Consider the following 17575-nt stretch of genomic DNA (forward strand, 5'->3'; position numbering starts at 1 on the left):
AAGCTTGAATATTATTCATTCTGATATTTTGCAAGAGCACGAGCGTCCACGCCCTTTTTAATATCCAAACAGAGAATATGCTCTTACGTGCAGGAGCAAAGCAATTAATTACCTGCAATACTATAATACACTCCACGAACCAAATAGATATTTCTAATATTCTTGCAAAAGGAATTGTTGAACTATGTTAAAAAATTTACTTAACTCAATGGAGTATAATGGCTTTGATCCAATATAAGTATCAATGGCAATCGTATATTACGTTTTTTTCATTAATTGCTATTAGTGCACACCTCTTTATGCGTTTTTTTGATCCCTCATCATCATTATTTCCACTGTTCTTTCTCATCATTGTCGGTGGAATACCACTATTTTTACAAATTTTGTTTAAATTATTTCAGGGAAATTTAGGGGCTGATCTATTAGCAGCAATTGCTTTACTAACCAGTGTTTTTTTGGATGAATATCTTGCCGCCTCCCTAATTATCTTAATGCTAGCGAGCGGTCAAACTTTAGAAGTTTTCGCAATGCGTAAAGCATCTTCCGTGTTACTCACCCTAGTAGAACGTATGCCATCAATTGCTCATCGAAAAATAGCAACAGGTGTGGAAGATATTCTATTACAAGAAATTCATATTCATGATGAACTATTGATTTATCCTCATGAAATTTGTCCGGCAGATGGTATCGTTATAGAGGGACATGGTTCAATGGATGAGTCTTACCTGACTGGTGAACCTTATCAAATATCAAAAGCACCAGGTACCCATGTTTTATCTGGGGCTATTAATGGGGAGTCTTTGTTGACAGTAAAAACAACCTCCCTACCTTCAAATTCACGATTTGCCGCTATTGTTAAAGTACTTGAAGAGGCAGAGCAAAAACGGCCTTCACTTAGGCGTTTAGGAGATCAAATTGGAGCAATTTTTGCGCCAGTTGCACTTACTTTTGCATTTACTGCTTGGTATTTTACCGGCGACTCATTACGCTTTCTTTCTGTTCTCGTGATTGCTACACCTTGTCCATTATTAATAGCTATTCCAATTACTTTGATCAGTGCCATTTCAAGAGCAGCGAAACAAGCCATTATCGTTAAAGATCCAACCGTTTTGGAACGATTAATCACATGTAAAACTGCTATTTTTGATAAAACAGGTACTCTTACTTATGGGAAACCGACTTTAACTGAAATTATAACTGCATCAAATTATACACCAGAAATAGTCCTCCAATATGTTGCGAGTATAGAGCGATATTCTAAACATCCGCTAGCAAATGCAGTATTAAATGCGGCAAAAAAAGATAATATAACATTACTTAGCTCAGAAAATGTTTCTGAAGAACCTGGCCAAGGATTGCAAGGCACTATTAATCAACATCTCATTCAAATTACCGGACGAAAAAAATTATTAGAAAGCCGCCCTCAATATGCCAATTTAATTCCTCCTACAACACCTGGTTTGGAATGCATTGTTTTAGTTGATAACGAATATGCTGCTGCATTACATTTTCACGATGCTCCTCGCGCAGATAGCAAATCATTTATCAGTCATCTAGCTCCCTATCATCAATTTAAAAAGATTATGCTTGTATCAGGTGATCGTGAATCTGAAGTGAGTTATTTAGGTGGTTTATTAAAGGTGACTGAACTGCACGCATCCCAAAGTCCTGAACAAAAACTTGCTCTTGTTCGACAGGAACGATTAAAGGCTCCAACGGTTTTTATGGGGGACGGTATTAATGATGCACCGGCATTAACAGCTGCTACAGTTGGAATTGCTTTTGGACAAGCCAGTAGTGTTACAGCTGAAGCAGCAGGGGCGGTAATTATGGGAAATACATTAAGCAAAGTAGACGAATTAATACACCTCAGCTTATATACCCGCAAAATCGCATTGCAAAGTGCTCTTGGAGGGATGGTTCTGAGTCTTATTGGTATGATATTTGCCGCGATGGGATTTATTAATCCTGTTGCCGGTGCGCTTTTGCAAGAACTAATTGATATTTTTGCAATTCTTAATGCATTAAGATTGACATGGGGCAAAAAAATTAAAATAGATTTAACTAATGATGCAGAATAAACTATCCAGGAAATCTTTAAATGGTAACCATGTGAAATGCATGCGCTGAAAAAGAAGAATAATTATGCAAGAAACACTCTGGCTTTCAGTTATAATGGCGTACTTTTTAGGAGTTCGCCATGGTTTTGATCTGGATCATTTGGCAACTATAGATTCGATGACAAGAATCGTTGGTCCACATCGGAATCTCTCTAAAATTGTAGGTTTTTTATTCTCCTTGGGACATGGCATGGTAGTCATTTTAATCAGTCTAATCATCGGTAATGGATTTACGCCAACCTACATTCCAGAATGGTTAAACGGGGTTGGAGACGGCATCTCCCTTACTTTTCTCTTTGTATTTGGCTCATTAACTCTTTGGAACGTTTTTCAATCACCAGCAAAATCACCAATACCTACCAGTTTTAAAAATTATTTATCCAGAAAATTAATCAAGAAAAATATTAATCCCATCTATATTGTATTTATTGGGATACTCTTTGCTTTTTCTTTTGACACAGTAAGTCAGGTCGTTTTATTTTCACTTTCAGCTAAAACTATGGCAGGATTTTTATTTTCAGGATTATTAGGGGTTGTGTTTATGTTCGGAATGATGACGTCAGATGGACTGAATGGTTTATTTATCTCAACGTTGCTCCAACGCGCCGATACAATGTCTTTACTATTGTCACGCATGTTTGGTTTAATCATTGCGTTTTTTACTCTTATTGTTGGCATAATGAACTGCCTTACAATATATTGTTCGTAGAGTATTGATATGCACGAATTATGGTTGTGTCAAAGCATTCTCGAGATTATTAAACAAAATACAGTTAAAAAAGAGTGCCCTCAGGTAAAAAAAGTAATTTTGGAGATTGGTCAGCTTGCTGCAATTGAAAAAGATGCTTTAATTTTTAGCTTTAGCATAGCAAGTAAAGGAACTGTAGCGGAGAATGCTGTGCTTGAAATTATTGATATTCCCGCAGAGGCATTCTGTGAGTCTTGCAAAAAAGTAGTTCCTTTGCGACAGTATTATGAACAATGCTTAGCATGCGGCAGTCATTCATTAAAGATTCTTCAAGGTGAAGAATTACGTGTTCAATCAATGGTGGTAGAATAATGTGTGGAATATGCGGTTGTTCTGAAGAAAATAATGAGTTTGATCACCATGAACATGAACATGAACATGAACATGAACATGAACATCATACTCACAACAATCATTTAATTCATGTTGAGCAAAATATTTTAGCCAAGAATCAACAGTTTGCCCTTGATAATAATAACTATTTAACCAATAAAAATGTTTTGGCAATCAATATGATGTCCAGTCCAGGATCAGGTAAAACTACTCTTTTAGCAAAAACAATTCAGGATTTAAAAAGCGAATTGGATATTGCCGTTATTGTTGGTGATCAACAAACAAATCATGACGCAGAATTAATTCAAGCAAGTGGCGGCAATGCCATCCAGATAAATACTGGAAGAGTCTGCCACTTAGATGCGCACATGGTGAGCCATGCATTAGAAGATCTTTCTATAAAAGAAAAATCACTATTATTTATTGAAAATGTAGGTAATCTTGTTTGTCCTGCTTTATTTGATTTAGGTGAGCAGTTTAAAGTAGTCATACTTTCAGTGACTGAAGGTGATAATAAACCACTTAAATATCCTGAGATGTTTCGTTGTGCTGATTTAATACTAATCACTAAAACCGATCTGCTTCCTTACGTGGATTTTAAGCTCGAGCAATGTATCGAGTATGCGCGCAGAATCAAACCTAATGTGAACATAATAACTCTTTCAGCTACTAAGCGTCATGGTTTAAATGATTGGTATAGCTGGTTAAAACAAAAATTGATGTGAGTGAGCACTCATGAAAATCGAGCGCTTGCAGATTAGCATCCAAGGTCGAGTTCAAGGAGTTGGTTTTAGGCCTTATGTTTATCGGATAGCAAAACTACTCCAGTTAACGGGTTGGATAAAAAATAACACTGCAGGCGTTTTACTGGAAGTTCAAGGAATCTTAGCATACCAATTCGTCTATTATTTAAAAGCCAATTTACCTCCACTTGCAAAAATAAATCGTATTCAACTTAAAACAATCTCCATTAAAACAAATGAAGCTGCCTTTAATATTATTGAAAGTGATAAAGGTGAGTCTAATACAACTATCTCCCCTGATACCTGCATTTGTTCTGAGTGTCTAAAAGAGCTCTTTGATCCCCTAAGTCACTATTTTCGCTATCCTTTTTTAAATTGTACTCAGTGCGGTCCCAGATTCACGATTACACAAAACCTTCCCTATGATCGCTGCAATACATCCATGGATGCTTTCCCTCTTTGCCAGAAGTGTAAGACAGACTATCTAAATCCTGATAATAGACGCTATCATGCCCAACCTACTGCTTGCGCTCATTGCGGTCCTCAACTTTCATTATCCATAGAAAAAATTGCACAATCTTTATTACAAGGAGAAATAATTGCTTTAAAAGGTCTGGGTGGATATCAACTTCTTTGTGATGCCAGCAATAAAAGCGCTGTATTTAAACTTCGAGAAAGAAAGAAACGTGACCAAAAACCTTTTGCCCTGATGATGGCTAATAGCAAAAGTGTTGCTGAAATTGCTGAAATCAGTGAACGCTCTCGAGATTTATTGGAAAGTACTGAACGCCCTATAGTTTTACTCAAAAAAAAGATAGAACTTGCAGGAGTTGCTCCAAATCTAAATCATTTTGGAGTAATGCTCCCCTATACTCCGTTACATTATTTACTTTTTAATGCATTTGCAATCAACAAAAATAATTGTGATTGGCTCGATGAATATCAACCTATGATTTTAGTAGTTACCAGCGCCAATTTAGGTGGTGCCCCACTCATTGGGGAAGATGTAAGTGCCAAACATGAACTTAGAACTATTGCAGATAAAATTGTCACCTACAATCGACAAATTGTCACGCGCATTGATGATTCGGTGATGCGTCTTATCCATGATACTCCTTTGTTTATTCGACGTGCCCGTGGTTTTTTACCTATTCCTATTCAGCTTCCGTATGCTATTCCACCCACCCTCGCTGTAGGGGGACATCTTAAAAATACCTTTTGCATTACACGTGGTGATGAGGCTTTTATTTCACAACATATAGGAAGTTTAAATAACAAGGCAACAATTAATTTCTTCCATGAATCATTAAATCATTTATTACGTTTTCTGAATGTAAAACCAGAACGAATTGTCCATGATTTACATCCTGATTTTTATACCACTCGATTTGCGAAATCATATGGCATACCAGCATTTGCAATACAGCATCATCATGCCCATTTAGCCTCAGTTATTGCGGAACATGGCATCCAAAGACACGTACTTGGTTTAGCTTTGGATGGGTATGGATATGGTTTAAATGGAGAGGCCTGGGGAGGTGAACTTTTGTTGCTAAATCATGACTCATTTGAACGGATCGGATCTTTTTACCCACTTTTACAACCTGGAAGTGATAAAGCAGCACGTGAACCTTGGAGAATGGGAGCAAGTGTTTTACATTTTTTAGGCCGAAGCAATGAAATTGTCAAACGTTTTCCAAACTGTTCTCAAGCAAATTTGATACATCATCTTTTAGATAAAAAAATAAACAGTCCTAGTACCAGCAGCTGCGGCCGTTTATTTGATGCAGCGAGTGCCTTATTAGGAGTTCGACTGATATCACAATATGAAGGTCAAGCTGCAATGCAATTGGAGAGTCTCGTTAATCATTTGCAAATCATACCCAATGGCTGGCAAATAAAAGATCATCATTTTGATATGATGCCCACATTGGAACAACTATTGGACATAGAAAATCCTATAATAGGCGCCAATCTCTTTCATGGAACACTTATCGCAGGTCTTACAGAATGGATTAAAAAAATAAGTCGAGAAAAAGAGATTGATATTGTAGTATTAAGTGGCGGATGCTTTTTGAATCAAATAGTGGCTGAGGGATTACACAAAACACTCAGTGCATCCGGAATCACTCCTCTATTACCACGAAAACTACCGCCCAATGATGGCGGTATTTCTTTAGGACAGGCCTGGATTGGAGGAATAAAAGGATAATTCTTATGTGTTTAGCAATACCCGCACAAATTACACAAATTCTTGATGAAGAAAGAGCTTTAATTAATTTAGGTGGTATCATCAAAGAAATTTCAATTGCCTTATTAGATAAAGTAACTGAAGGTGATTACGTTATTATTCATGTAGGGTATGCCTTAACACGATTAGATGAGCAAGAAGCTCTGAAAACCTTAAACTTATTTGCACAAATGGTGCAGGATGCCTCTCTATGAAATACATTGAAGACTTCAGAAATGCTGACTTTGCAAAAGTACTTTCTAAAGAAATTGCTACCCAAGTAAGCTCCAATCAACACTATCAATTTATGGAGTTTTGTGGAGGACATACCCATGCCATACATCGCTACGGGATCCCAAGCTTGCTTCCAAATAACATTGAAATGATCCACGGGCCAGGCTGTCCTGTTTGTGTACTGCCAATGGCAATCACGGATAAAGCTATTGCACTAAGCTCTTTACCCAATGTTATTCTTACCAGTTATGCAGACATGATGCGTGTTCCTGGCACTGGACAAAAAAATCTACTCCATGCTAAAGCACTAGGAGCCGATATTCGAATGATCTATTCAGCGCATGATGCTTTAAAAATAGCCCAGGAAAATCCTCAAAAAGAAGTGATATTTTTTGCCGTTGGCTTTGAAACAACAACGCCACCAACAGCATTGGTAATAAAACAAGCGAAAAAATTGAAACTTTCTAATTTTAGTGTTTTTTGTAATCATGTCTTAACGCCTGTCGCTATGGAAAGTTTACTGCAATCCAACGAGGTCAAATTAGATGGATTTGTTGGTCCAGCACATGTCAGCATTGTTATTGGAAGTAAACCCTATGAGGCAGTATGTAAAAAATATCATAAACCTATTGTGATTTCAGGTTTTGAACCTTTGGATTTGTTACACTCTATTTTAATGTTAATTAAACAACTCAATAAAAAACGTTGTGAAGTAGAAATTCAGTATACTCGTGCAGTGAATCATTTAGGCAATACGACATCTCAACAAATTATGGCTGAAGTTTTGGAGTTACGTGAGCAATTTGAATGGCGCGGCCTTGGGTTTATTCCCAAAAGTGCTTTAACAATTAGAGCAGAATATGCTGAATTTGATGCAGAACAACGTTTTCAATTACCTGATTCTGTCTCAAAAGAACACAAACAATGTCTTTGCGGCGAGGTACTCCGAGGGGTAAAAAAACCAATGGACTGTAAATTATTTGCTAAAGCATGCGTGCCAGAAAATCCATTAGGCTCCTGTATGGTTTCTTCCGAAGGCGCATGTGCTGCAGTATATGCTTATGGACGGATAAATACATAATGACTGAAGCCACAATAACTAAAAAAATTAAAAACCCCAGACTTAATTTTAAAGAAGGAATAATTAATTTATCTCATGGTAGTGGTGGACGGGTTATGGCTCAATTAATCGATCAATTATTTTTGGCTTCTTTTGATAATCAATGGCTGGCTCAAAAAAATGATCAAGCCTGCTTTTCAGCATCACCTGGCCGCATGGTCATGACTACAGATTCTTATGTTATTTCGCCTTTATTTTTCCCCGGAGGGGATATTGGTTCTTTGTCCGTTCACGGAACAGTTAATGATATCGTAATGTCTGGCGCAAAACCATTATACTTATCAACCAGTTTCATAATAGAAGAAGGGCTTCCACTTACTGATTTACAAAAAATTGTAAAATCCATGGCTAATGCAGCAAAACACGCTAATGTCGCAATTATTACTGGCGATACTAAAGTAGTAGAGCGCGGTAAAGGAGATGGCATTTTTATTACTACTACTGGGATTGGGGTAATACCTGAAGGAATTCATATTTCAGGTAATCAAGCAAATCCAGGAGATCGTGTCATTGTCAGTGGATATATTGGTGATCATGGCATTGCGATTATGGCACATCGTAATAATTTGCAGTTTCAAACAAAAATACAATCTGATACAGCTTCACTGCATGATTTGGTGCGCTGCATGACCGATGCTGTGCCTAATATCCATTGTTTACGTGATCCTACCCGTGGCGGGCTTGCAACAACCTTAAATGAAATAGCATTACAATCAAATATTGGATTTATGATTGATGAAGATAAAATCCCCATTCGTACTGAAGTAGCCAGTGCTTGTGAATTACTAGGATTGGATGCTTTATATGTTGCTAATGAAGGAAAATTAATTGCTATTTGCCCCCCCAATAATGCAAACAAACTATTAGCAGTAATGCGTTCACATCCCCTAGGACTCTATGCGGAAGATATTGGTGAAGTCATTGAAGATGAGAGGCATTTTGTTCAACTAAAAACAAAATTAGGTGGAATGAGAATTATTGATTGGCTGGCAGGGGAACAATTGCCTAGAATTTGTTAAAGGAATTTTATGACATCCTATTTTTTGCCTTACACACAATTGCAAAATCTGTTTCAAGGATTACAAGATGCCGGTTTTTCCTGTGTCGGTCCTCAAGTACGAGATGGTGCTATTGTTTATGATGTACTCAAACATGCAGATCAGTTGCCCTGGGGAATGCGCGATATCCAAACGCCAGGTAGTTACAATTTAGAAAAAATTCCTGAGCACAAAGCTTTTGCTTTTGCGAATGGGCCTCAAGCAATAAAGCCTTTTTTATTTAAACCCCAGGAAACAGTATGGAAAGTAGAGCGTAACACAGAGGGAAAGTTAACTTTTACACCCCATCAAGCAGAGGAAATGCCCATTGCACTCATTGGAGCGCGTTCTTGTGATTTGAATGCAATGAATATTCAAGATAAAGTATTTATTGAGAGCGCACATCCTGACCCACGCTATAAAAAACGCCGTGAGCAATTATTTATTGTTGCTGTGCATTGTACGTATTCTTCTGAAAATTGTTTCTGCGTTTCAGCAGGAACCGGACCTGAAGTTAGGGATCCTTTTGACATCCTTTTGACTGAAGTTGTTGATGGTTTTGTAGTCACCTCAGGCAGTGAGCGCGGTGAGAAAATTGTTAGTAACTTAGATTTATTAGAAGCTAAAAGTACCCAATGTAACGAGGCAATAAAAAATGTAGCCCAAGCGGGTACAATGCAAACCAAAAGAATCCCCTTAAATAATAAACGTGAGTTACGTGATTTATTGTTTTCTAATTTAAACCATCCACGCTGGGATGAAGTAGCACAAAGATGCCTGTCTTGTGGAAATTGCACCTTGGTATGCCCTACTTGCTTTTGTCATACTGAAGTAGAAAAACCGAGCTTAGATGGCTCCCAAAGTGAACATCAACGAGAGTGGGATTCCTGTTTTACAACAGGTCATAGTAATTTGAATGGAAAAATAATCCGTGAGGATACGCGAAAACAATACAGGCAATGGTTAACTCACAAAGTAGGCAGTTGGTTTGATCAATTTGATACAAGTGGCTGCGTGGGCTGCGGCCGTTGCATGACATGGTGTCCTGTTGGAATTGACATTACTGAAGAATTAGCAGCGATTTCAGGTGAATCAAATGTAAGGAGTCAACAAAGTGATCCAACCAAATGATCCTTATTTACCACTTGAAGCTGAAATTATAGAACGTATCCAGGAATCACCTACTATTTTTACTCTGCATTTGCGTTTTATTGACGCTTCACACCATGACACATTTAATTTTTACCCAGGCCAATTTAATATGCTCTACCTTTATGGAGTTGGCGAAGTAGCTATTTCCATTGTATCTGATCCAGAAAAAAAGCATATTCTCACTCACACCATCCGGGCTGTAGGACGAGTGACCCGAGCATTACAGAAACTACAAGCAGGGGATAAAATCGGAGTTCGTGGTCCTTATGGACGCGGTTGGCCTCTTGAGCAAACACAGAATAAGGATATTATTGTGATCACAGGAGGGCTTGGATGCGCACCTTCCGTGTCTATTATTGATTATATCTTAGCAAGAAGAAAACAATACGGTAATTTAAGCATCTTGCAAGGTGTGAAACACAGTGATGATTTTATTTTTAGAAAAAAATATGCAGTATGGGAAAAATCACCTGATACTATAGTTCATATTGCAGCCGATCAAGCGGGTCCCAAGTGGCCATGGAGCGTTGGTTATGTAACAGATATGATTGATAAAATCAATGCGAATCCAGAAAATACTGTAATCATGATGTGTGGGCCCGAAATCATGATGCACACGGCAATTAATCTGCTAAAAAAGAAAGGAATTTCTGAACACAACATCTATATGAGTATGGAACGAAATATGGAGTGTGGGATTGGACAATGTGGTCATTGCCAATATGGCGGTTTTTTTATATGCAAAGATGGTCCTATTTTTGCATATTCAGAAATTAAGGAATTATTTAATGTACCAGGATTTTAACGACCATGAAACCATGTGTGGCAGTGCATAAATTTACATCATGCGATGGATGTCAACTGGCATTTTTAAATGCTGGGGAGGCATTACTTACCTTATCTGATCTGGTTAATATTAAGCATTTCGCTGAGGCAGGAGCAGTAGATCTTAATGCCTCAATAGACATAGCCTTTGTAGAGGGCAGTATTTCAACAGCTGAAGAAGAAGTACGAATCAAAAAAATCCGGGAAAACAGTAAATACCTCATTACGATTGGCGCATGTGCTACTGCAGGGGGTATTCAGGCTCTACGTCAAGTTAATAACTCCAAAGAATGGGTGAACAGTATTTACCCATCTCCAGATTATATTAAACACTTAAGTACTTCAACTGCAATTTCCCATCATGTCAAAGTAGATTGGGAATTATGGGGCTGTCCAGTTAATGGAAAACAAGTATTAGAGGCAATTCGTTCTTTATTATCAAATGCATCCCCACGAATTAAGCGAGACTCTGAGTGTATGGAGTGCAAACGTAAAGGAAATGTGTGTGTGCTGGTGACTCAAAAACAACCTTGTATGGGGCCAGTAACTCAAGCGGGTTGCGGCTCTCTTTGTCCCTCAATTGGACGAGGATGTTATGCATGTTATGGGCCACAAGACAACGCCAATACCCTATCCCTGGGTAATTGGTTTGAACAGCTTGGAATGAGTAAAAAATCCATTTCCCAAAAATTTTTCCATATTAATAATCAAGCTCCTGCATTTAATACTGCAGGGAACTATTTTAAGGGAATTAAAATCAGCAATGAGTAAAAACATCTCAATTAATGTCCCTATCTTAGCGCGAGTAGAAGGCGAGGGAGCACTAGAAGTAGAAATTCGTGACAATAAAATTAAAGCATTAAAATTGAAAATTTATGAACCTCCCAGGTTATTTGAAAAATTTCTTGAAGGAAGAAGTTATACTGATGTGCTCGATTTTGTAGCACGCATCTGTGGTATTTGCCCTGTTGCCTACCAAATGAGTGCTACCCAAGCAATAGAAAATTGTTTTGGTATTAAACCAACCTCTTGGGTACGCAACATGCGTCGTTTGTTTTATTGCGGCGAATGGCTAGAAAGCCACAGCATGCACATTCATTTTTTAGCACTACCCGATTTTTTAGGTTTTAAATCAGCGCCTGAAATGGCAAAAGTCCATCCAGAAGAAGTGCGTCGAGGCATGCGTCTTCAAGCATTTGGTAATGATTTAATCAAATTATTTGGTGGCCGCTCTGTTCACCCTGTTGGAGCATGCGTGGGTGGATTTTATAAACCCCCTTCCTTTGCTGAAATTAATTTACTACTAGAAAATGCAAAGGCAAGAATTGCAGACTGTGACGCATTAATTCGTTGGCTCGCTGAGCTTAGCTTGCCAAATAATTCGCACGATTTTACTTATGTTTCACTGTATCACCCTACTGAATATCCTTTTAATGAAGGCAGGTTAGTATCAAACCATGGATTAAATATTAGCATCGATGAATTTGATGCCTACTTCACAGAAAGCCAAGTTTCCTACTCCAATGCATTACATTGTTTATTGCAAAATAAACCTTATTTAGTGGGACCACTAGCACGAGTCAATAATTGTTTTGGTCACTTACCAGCACCCATACACCTTCTTTTACAAAGTTTAAAAATCAACTTCCCCTCTAATAACATGTACCAAAGTATCATTGCTAGGGCTGTTGAGATTTATTACTGTGTTTTAGAATCCATACGCATTTTAGAACAATATGAAACGCCCCAAACCTCTTTCCCTCAGGAAGTCAAACCACGTTCTGGGATAGGTATTGGGTGCACAGAAGCACCACGGGGCATTTTATGGCAACATTACCAATTTGATAAAAAAGGCCAAGTTAAAACAGCCCGCATTGTCCCTCCTACAAGCCAAAACCAAGCTCGTATTGAGGAAGATCTTGCTATTTCTTTACATCAATTGGGCTTAAATAAAGACGAAAACTCGTTACGCTCCTACAGTGAAATGATTATACGTAATTATGATCCCTGCATTTCGTGTTCAACACATTTTTTAAATATTAAAGTGAGCCGAGAGTGAATCTGATAAAAGTTTTAGGTATTGGATCACCCTTTGGGGACGATCAGGCAGGATGGAAAGTAATAGAAATCTTAAAACAGCAAATCGTCTTACCCTCTAGAATCACTCAATATGTGATGATAGAAAGTCACGATCGACCTGGAATTCGTCTGGTTGAATTAATAAATAATGCACATACCGTGTTTCTCATTGATGCAATAAAATCAAATAAAGGAATAGGAACGATACATCAGTTCAAAAAGGACGAGATCACTGACCCGGAAAATCAATTCTCAACTCATGGTATAGGGGTTTTACAAGCACTCCAATTAGCCAGTGCTCTTAATGTCTTACCCAACAATATTATATTCTATGGAATTGAAATAGATGTTATTGCTTTAGACTCTTCTCTTTCTCCATGCGTCCAAAGCGCAGTTGAAAAACTTGCTACTCAATTAAAAAAAGAATTAAGTAATTGCAGCAGCTAAACACAACAATGTGATAGCCGAAACAACCGTCCAAACGGCGAGTTCCCCAATATCAAACTTGCTCTCCTTACCTATAACAATTTATGTTAGTATATCAATCACATAACTTTTAAGTTTTGCTATAATAAATTATTGATAAACACTTCAGATACTGGAAAGCAGGAGCAGCTCATGGAAAACGCAGAATCAATAAATCGCCATAAAATTGATGTAATGGATGCAATATATAATCGAAGAGCTGTACGTAGTTATTTACCCCAAAAAGTCGACTCAGAGATTATTCATCAACTCTTAGATGCGGCAGTACATGCCCCGTCAGCACTTCATGAAGAATCCAGAGGATTTGTAGTGATTCAGAATAAGTCTTTATTAGATCGTATCTCAGAAAGTGCTAAGCTGTTAACAATGAAAGATAAAAAGAAAAACATAGACTTACAAGAAGAGCATGTCTTGCAAGTAGTGCAGCAAAAAGAATTCAATGTCTTTTATAATGCACATACTTTAATTGTTATATATAGTACTTTCAAAGGCAAATTTGTCAGCGCCGACTGTTGGTTAGCTGCTGAAAATTTAATGCTTTCTGCTCTGACTTATGGTCTTGCTTCCTGCGTCGTAGGTTTTGCAATTCCAGCTTTAAATTCCCCAGAGTGGAAAAAAGAGTTGGAGATACCTAAAAAAATGACTGCTGTAGCGCCAATTATTCTTGGTTGGCCATCAGGGCATACATTACCCACTTCTCATAATCCGCCTCTAATTCTAAAGTGGAGATAAGTCCAGTATCCATATAAATATAGATACTCAAACTCAATCGCTCTTCATAAAAGTTTGTTATTATTATTTTAATATTAAGGTTCTTACATGAGGATAATTTTTAAATGGACTTCCCGGGCATTACAAAATCTCAAATAGAGGATAAGCTTATAGATGAGTCATATAAGAATTATTATGTTTTAATTATTGCTGATTTTTTTGCCACCATAATCTTTGTCGCACTGATCTGGAATCAAGTAAATAACAAGCTTTTGGTAATAATATGGATGTTGTTGATGTTTGTTTTCAATCATGTGCTAAGAGGTTTATTTTTAATTCATTATCATCGCCGAAAAAAACAGGATGGTTTATTTCATCCAGCATTTTGGAAAAAATATTTTATAATGAATAACCTGCAATCAGGTATTTTATGGGCTTTAGGGGGAACGTTGTTTCTCTATGTAGATAATCCATTGCATCGCATGGCAATTTTTGTCTATCTCATTGGTTTACTTGCAGCGCCTGCAGCTAAATTGTTAACAATGCATAGCGCTTACATTGCTTTTATGATGCCAATTTGGATGCTCTTAATTTTTTTATCAGTATCTATTACTCCTTCGCTATCATTTCTCTTGTTTATTGCGACATTACTTTATGTGGCTGTAGTGATCTCTGGAATGAGAGATGCGAATCAACTTTTAATGAGATCAATTTATCTGGAAATATACAGTTCAAATCTTTTATCTGATTTAAGACACAGCGAAGAAAGCTTTCGTAATACTATTGAAAATGCACCTATTGGCATGGCCATTGTCTCCCCTGAAGGAATATGCATCCATGCCAATCTTACACTGCAAGAGATTTTAGGTTACAGTGATGAGGAGTTGCGTAACCTAAATATGTTGGAAATTACTTATCCTGATGACGTGCCTATGACTCTAGATGCCATGAATAAACTCCTTCAAGGTGAATTACGAATTTCACATATGGAAAAACGTTATGTTCGAAAAGATGGCAGTATTATCTGGGGGATGGTTAGTGCGAGCCTCATACGTGATGAGCAGGGAGAGCCGATTAATTTTATTATGCAAATGAAGGATGTAAGTGATCGCATTCAAAATGAAGAAAAAATGCGACAGTTGAATGAAAAAACGATGGAAACTTTAAATGAATTGAAATTATTAGAACATGATGAAAGTTTGTTAAATAAACTAAATCGTTCACTACAAATTTGCATTACAGCAGAAGAAGCTTATCCACGAATCAGTTTAATTGCTCAAGATTTGTTTCCTGACTTAAGTGGGGGTTTATCAATTTATAATAAGACAATCAATCAAATGGAAACGGTAGTCCAGTGGGGAAGAGAACAATTATTACCAAACATATTTCTTCCTATAGACTGCTTTTCAATCCGCGAGGCAACCACTCAGGTGGTTGATGATCCCAATAAATCAGTGCCTTGTGCCCATTATAAAACTCCTCCTCAAGGAGGACATATGGCGTTACCGCTTATAGTGCAAAATGAATTAATAGGTGTGATCCACCTGTTAGCGCCGAAAGATAAAAAATTAACACACCATCAACAAGACATCGCTAACTCTTTTGGGAATATCGTTAAGCTTGCCATTGCTAATATTAATCTGCGCGTGTCATTGAGTGAGCTGTCATTACATGACCCATTAACTAATTTATATAATCGACGTTATTTAAATGATATTTTGTCACGAGAATTAATTCGAATTGCTCGAGAAAAAAAGACATTATGTGTAGCGATGTTAGATATCGATAATTTCAAGAAATTTAATGATAATTACAGTCATTTAGCAGGAGATGAGCTACTCAAAGCAATAGGAAAATTATTAAACGACAGTTTCCGTGAAAGCGACATTTCTGTACGTTTCGGTGGAGAAGAATTTGTTGTCGTATTGTTGAACACAACGCTAAACAATGCCGTGAATAAAATGGAAGAGCTTCGTGAAAAGATAAAAAATATATCAATATATTTTAAAGGCAATCCATTAAATAACATTACCATTTCAATTGGAGTAGCAGAAGCAATAAAACATGGAGCTTCTATTGAAGAGATAATAAAGGCTGCGGACCATGCCCTTTATGCGGCGAAGCAGGCGGGTAAAGATAATGTAAAAGCCTATAGCCATAGCTCATAATCGTCTCATTTAGAAGCTGTCCGGTACACTCTGTCAGTGACTAACCCGCTACTGGGATAAAAATAGAGCTAACTCAAATTTTAGAGTTTGAACATTCGTTAAGCAATGGCTTCTAAAATTTTAAATATCCCAGGGTTAATCTTTTAGCCACGTGGCAACCGTCTGGACTCCCAGTTCACTACAGTAATGAGCACCGAAGAACCCTTTGTAACGCAGCAATAAAGTAGAAGATGCAGGCTATACAAGAGCTCTAATGGCTATGCTAGCTTAAAAAGGTTGAATACAATACCTAATTATATAATTACGCATCTATAATTAGGGTCATTATCTGTGTTTGACATAAGATTTTCCTCTCCCTCTATAGATTCTTTAAATTCCATTTCTTTTATTGATGTCTTGGTTAATTTATATGTAATTTCTTTTTTAGGCTGAGGCACCTTTCTCTCAAATATTTGTCGAGCTTTTTGCATTTCTTTTTCATCTTCTAAGGAGTTCCATGTCAGCTCTGTACCATCTAAAAAATTAATTATATAAGTCGCTAAACGGCTATGTTTAAAAAATGTTCCTCGGTAATTCTTTGTTGATTGCTCCTTATCGTCTATATGTACATTGAATCCTGTAACTGGTTTACCTTCAAACGCCAATTTCATTTGCTGTTTTAAATCGTCATCAAAAAATAATGAATAAATTTCATCTATTAATTTTTTATATTCTCCTAAATTATTTTTTATTTTTAGTTGATTAAGTATATTCCATTTAGCATCCAGTAGTTTGTTTCCTTGATCCATTTGCCAAGAAATATAGGGTGACATAAAATTCATCCAACGCACTACTATCTTTTCAAGATCTTTTAAACAATTTACATGATTATCAAAACTACTAGGATCTTGTTGCTGCTGTTTAATAATTTGCTTAAATTCTTGGTTTAAATTCACTAATGTTAGTTTTTGAGGTTCTGTAAGCTTCATATGATATATCCTTATATTACTTTTGAAGCATGATAGTATTAAATATGAAAGCTGATTGCAATTTTGGATATCCGACAACTCTAAAATATAAACAGAAGAAGATTTTAAATGAGGCCATCTGTAATTGTTTAGATATTATGTAGTATTTTGGGAGTTACTCCTGATATTATTGGATTTTCTTAGACTACTTTACATAATCGCTTATTTTCTACAATAAGTTTGATGAAAAGCTTTACATCAAATTGACTCAAGTATTAATGATTTTTATAGGGTTTATTGAACGCTCACGTATAGGCACTTAATATACCCCTCCTATTTTTATCTAGACTAAATAATATACTCTTCCTAATTTAAACTTGTCTTGGCAGTTAGGCTATGACTTGATGGTTCAGGAACTAGTCTTTCTACATTTACTTCGATTTTCGCAAGTCGTGCTGCACGTAAAAAATATCGCAGCATATCGTTATTATTTTCATTGATAACGATTGTTATGGGAGTAGCTCCCTCCTGTAAACCCGCTTGAATTGAGAGTCTATCTGATGATTGTTGCAATATGTTCATTGCATAAATCATCATTTCTTGCCCCAACGACATAATAAAATAAGTTATTGAATTTTATTA

General features: G+C 36.9%; 17 protein-coding genes. 15 read left to right on the top strand and 2 right to left on the bottom strand.

The window, feature by feature from the left end; translation table 11 throughout:
• Positions 1-218 precede the first annotated feature (218 nt).
• The 15 genes from Ltuc_RS07950 (at position 219) to Ltuc_RS08020 (ending at position 15986) form a co-directional block, all read left to right on the top strand.
• Positions 219-2081, top strand: a complete 1863-nt coding sequence (locus Ltuc_RS07950) for a heavy metal translocating P-type ATPase (protein WP_058520740.1) — start codon at positions 219-221, stop codon at positions 2079-2081.
• Positions 2082-2145: 64 nt separating this feature from the next.
• Complete coding sequence (locus Ltuc_RS07955; RefSeq protein WP_058520741.1) at positions 2146-2829, top strand: HoxN/HupN/NixA family nickel/cobalt transporter; 684 nt, start codon at positions 2146-2148, stop codon at positions 2827-2829.
• 9 nt (positions 2830-2838) lie between these two features.
• Positions 2839-3180 (top strand): hydrogenase maturation nickel metallochaperone HypA, encoded by a 342-nt coding sequence (gene hypA / locus Ltuc_RS07960; RefSeq protein ID WP_058520742.1) that lies wholly within the window; start codon positions 2839-2841, stop codon positions 3178-3180.
• Entirely contained in the window at positions 3180-3926 is a 747-nt protein-coding gene (gene hypB / locus Ltuc_RS07965; RefSeq protein ID WP_058520743.1) for a hydrogenase nickel incorporation protein HypB, read from the top strand. Before hypA ends, hypB begins: the two co-directional genes overlap by 1 nt.
• 10 nt (positions 3927-3936) lie before the next feature.
• Entirely contained in the window at positions 3937-6156 is a 2220-nt protein-coding gene (hypF, locus tag Ltuc_RS07970; RefSeq protein WP_133138361.1) for a carbamoyltransferase HypF, read from the top strand.
• A 5-nt stretch (positions 6157-6161) separates the two neighbouring features.
• Positions 6162-6389, top strand: a complete 228-nt coding sequence (locus Ltuc_RS07975) for a HypC/HybG/HupF family hydrogenase formation chaperone (RefSeq protein ID WP_058520744.1) — start codon at positions 6162-6164, stop codon at positions 6387-6389.
• On the top strand, positions 6386-7489 hold the full coding sequence (gene hypD, locus Ltuc_RS07980; protein ID WP_058520745.1) for a hydrogenase formation protein HypD: 1104 nt from the start codon (positions 6386-6388) through the stop codon (positions 7487-7489). The genes Ltuc_RS07975 and hypD overlap by 4 nt, the downstream gene beginning before the upstream one ends.
• Positions 7489-8547 (top strand): hydrogenase expression/formation protein HypE, encoded by a 1059-nt coding sequence (gene hypE / locus Ltuc_RS07985; RefSeq protein ID WP_058520746.1) that lies wholly within the window; start codon positions 7489-7491, stop codon positions 8545-8547. Before hypD ends, hypE begins: the two co-directional genes overlap by 1 nt.
• Before the next feature lie 9 nt (positions 8548-8556).
• Positions 8557-9696, top strand: a complete 1140-nt coding sequence (locus Ltuc_RS07990; RefSeq protein ID WP_058520747.1) for a 4Fe-4S dicluster domain-containing protein — start codon at positions 8557-8559, stop codon at positions 9694-9696.
• The gene (locus tag Ltuc_RS07995; RefSeq protein ID WP_058520748.1) at positions 9680-10522 is read left to right on the top strand and encodes an FAD/NAD(P)-binding protein; all 843 of its coding nucleotides are present in this window, start codon (positions 9680-9682) and stop codon (positions 10520-10522) included. Before Ltuc_RS07990 ends, Ltuc_RS07995 begins: the two co-directional genes overlap by 17 nt.
• A gap of 5 nt (positions 10523-10527) precedes the next feature.
• Positions 10528-11313, top strand: a complete 786-nt coding sequence (locus Ltuc_RS08000) for an NADH-quinone oxidoreductase subunit B family protein (RefSeq protein ID WP_058520749.1) — start codon at positions 10528-10530, stop codon at positions 11311-11313.
• Positions 11306-12601: a Ni/Fe hydrogenase subunit alpha gene (locus tag Ltuc_RS08005; protein WP_058520750.1), complete on the top strand. Its 1296-nt coding sequence runs from the start codon at positions 11306-11308 to the stop codon at positions 12599-12601. The genes Ltuc_RS08000 and Ltuc_RS08005 overlap by 8 nt, the downstream gene beginning before the upstream one ends.
• Positions 12598-13068 (top strand): hydrogenase maturation protease, encoded by a 471-nt coding sequence (locus Ltuc_RS08010; protein ID WP_058520751.1) that lies wholly within the window; start codon positions 12598-12600, stop codon positions 13066-13068. Before Ltuc_RS08005 ends, Ltuc_RS08010 begins: the two co-directional genes overlap by 4 nt.
• Positions 13069-13239: 171 nt before the next feature.
• A complete protein-coding gene (locus Ltuc_RS08015; protein ID WP_058520752.1) occupies positions 13240-13839 on the top strand; it encodes a nitroreductase family protein in 600 nt (199 codons plus the stop codon).
• Positions 13840-13943: 104 nt separating this feature from the next.
• The gene (locus Ltuc_RS08020) at positions 13944-15986 is read left to right on the top strand and encodes a GGDEF domain-containing protein (RefSeq protein ID WP_058520753.1); all 2043 of its coding nucleotides are present in this window, start codon (positions 13944-13946) and stop codon (positions 15984-15986) included.
• Between the two features lie 293 nt (positions 15987-16279).
• Here Ltuc_RS08020 and Ltuc_RS08025 read toward each other — a convergent pair whose 3' ends face one another.
• Together Ltuc_RS08025 and Ltuc_RS08030 are read right to left on the bottom strand one after the other, a co-directional pair.
• The gene (locus Ltuc_RS08025; RefSeq protein ID WP_058520754.1) at positions 16280-16954 is read right to left on the bottom strand and encodes a hypothetical protein; all 675 of its coding nucleotides are present in this window, start codon (positions 16952-16954) and stop codon (positions 16280-16282) included.
• A 345-nt stretch (positions 16955-17299) separates the two neighbouring features.
• A complete protein-coding gene (locus tag Ltuc_RS08030) occupies positions 17300-17530 on the bottom strand; it encodes a hypothetical protein (protein ID WP_058520755.1) in 231 nt (76 codons plus the stop codon).
• Positions 17531-17575: the final 45 nt, after the last annotated feature.

Origin of the sequence: Legionella tucsonensis, assembly GCF_001468035.1 — a bacterium.
GTDB classification, from domain to species: domain Bacteria; phylum Pseudomonadota; class Gammaproteobacteria; order Legionellales; family Legionellaceae; genus Legionella; species Legionella tucsonensis.

What these genes read in the sequence shown, in the direction of transcription:
- Ltuc_RS07950 (WP_058520740.1), top strand. Translation starts at nt 219, where the DNA reads ATGGCTTTGATCCAATATAAGTATCAATGGCAATCGTATATTACGTTT.
- Ltuc_RS07955 (WP_058520741.1), top strand. Translation starts at nt 2,146, where the DNA reads ATGCAAGAAACACTCTGGCTTTCAGTTATAATGGCGTACTTTTTAGGA.
- hypA (WP_058520742.1), top strand. Translation starts at nt 2,839, where the DNA reads ATGCACGAATTATGGTTGTGTCAAAGCATTCTCGAGATTATTAAACAA.
- hypB (WP_058520743.1), top strand. Translation starts at nt 3,180, where the DNA reads ATGTGTGGAATATGCGGTTGTTCTGAAGAAAATAATGAGTTTGATCAC.
- hypF (WP_133138361.1), top strand. Translation starts at nt 3,937, where the DNA reads ATGAAAATCGAGCGCTTGCAGATTAGCATCCAAGGTCGAGTTCAAGGA.
- Ltuc_RS07975 (WP_058520744.1), top strand. Translation starts at nt 6,162, where the DNA reads ATGTGTTTAGCAATACCCGCACAAATTACACAAATTCTTGATGAAGAA.
- hypD (WP_058520745.1), top strand. Translation starts at nt 6,386, where the DNA reads ATGAAATACATTGAAGACTTCAGAAATGCTGACTTTGCAAAAGTACTT.
- hypE (WP_058520746.1), top strand. Translation starts at nt 7,489, where the DNA reads ATGACTGAAGCCACAATAACTAAAAAAATTAAAAACCCCAGACTTAAT.
- Ltuc_RS07990 (WP_058520747.1), top strand. Translation starts at nt 8,557, where the DNA reads ATGACATCCTATTTTTTGCCTTACACACAATTGCAAAATCTGTTTCAA.
- Ltuc_RS08000 (WP_058520749.1), top strand. Translation starts at nt 10,528, where the DNA reads ATGAAACCATGTGTGGCAGTGCATAAATTTACATCATGCGATGGATGT.
- Ltuc_RS08005 (WP_058520750.1), top strand. Translation starts at nt 11,306, where the DNA reads ATGAGTAAAAACATCTCAATTAATGTCCCTATCTTAGCGCGAGTAGAA.
- Ltuc_RS08015 (WP_058520752.1), top strand. Translation starts at nt 13,240, where the DNA reads ATGGAAAACGCAGAATCAATAAATCGCCATAAAATTGATGTAATGGAT.
- Ltuc_RS08020 (WP_058520753.1), top strand. Translation starts at nt 13,944, where the DNA reads ATGGACTTCCCGGGCATTACAAAATCTCAAATAGAGGATAAGCTTATA.
- Ltuc_RS08025 (WP_058520754.1), bottom strand. Translation starts at nt 16,954, where the DNA reads ATGAAGCTTACAGAACCTCAAAAACTAACATTAGTGAATTTAAACCAA.
- Ltuc_RS08030 (WP_058520755.1), bottom strand. Translation starts at nt 17,530, where the DNA reads ATGATGATTTATGCAATGAACATATTGCAACAATCATCAGATAGACTC.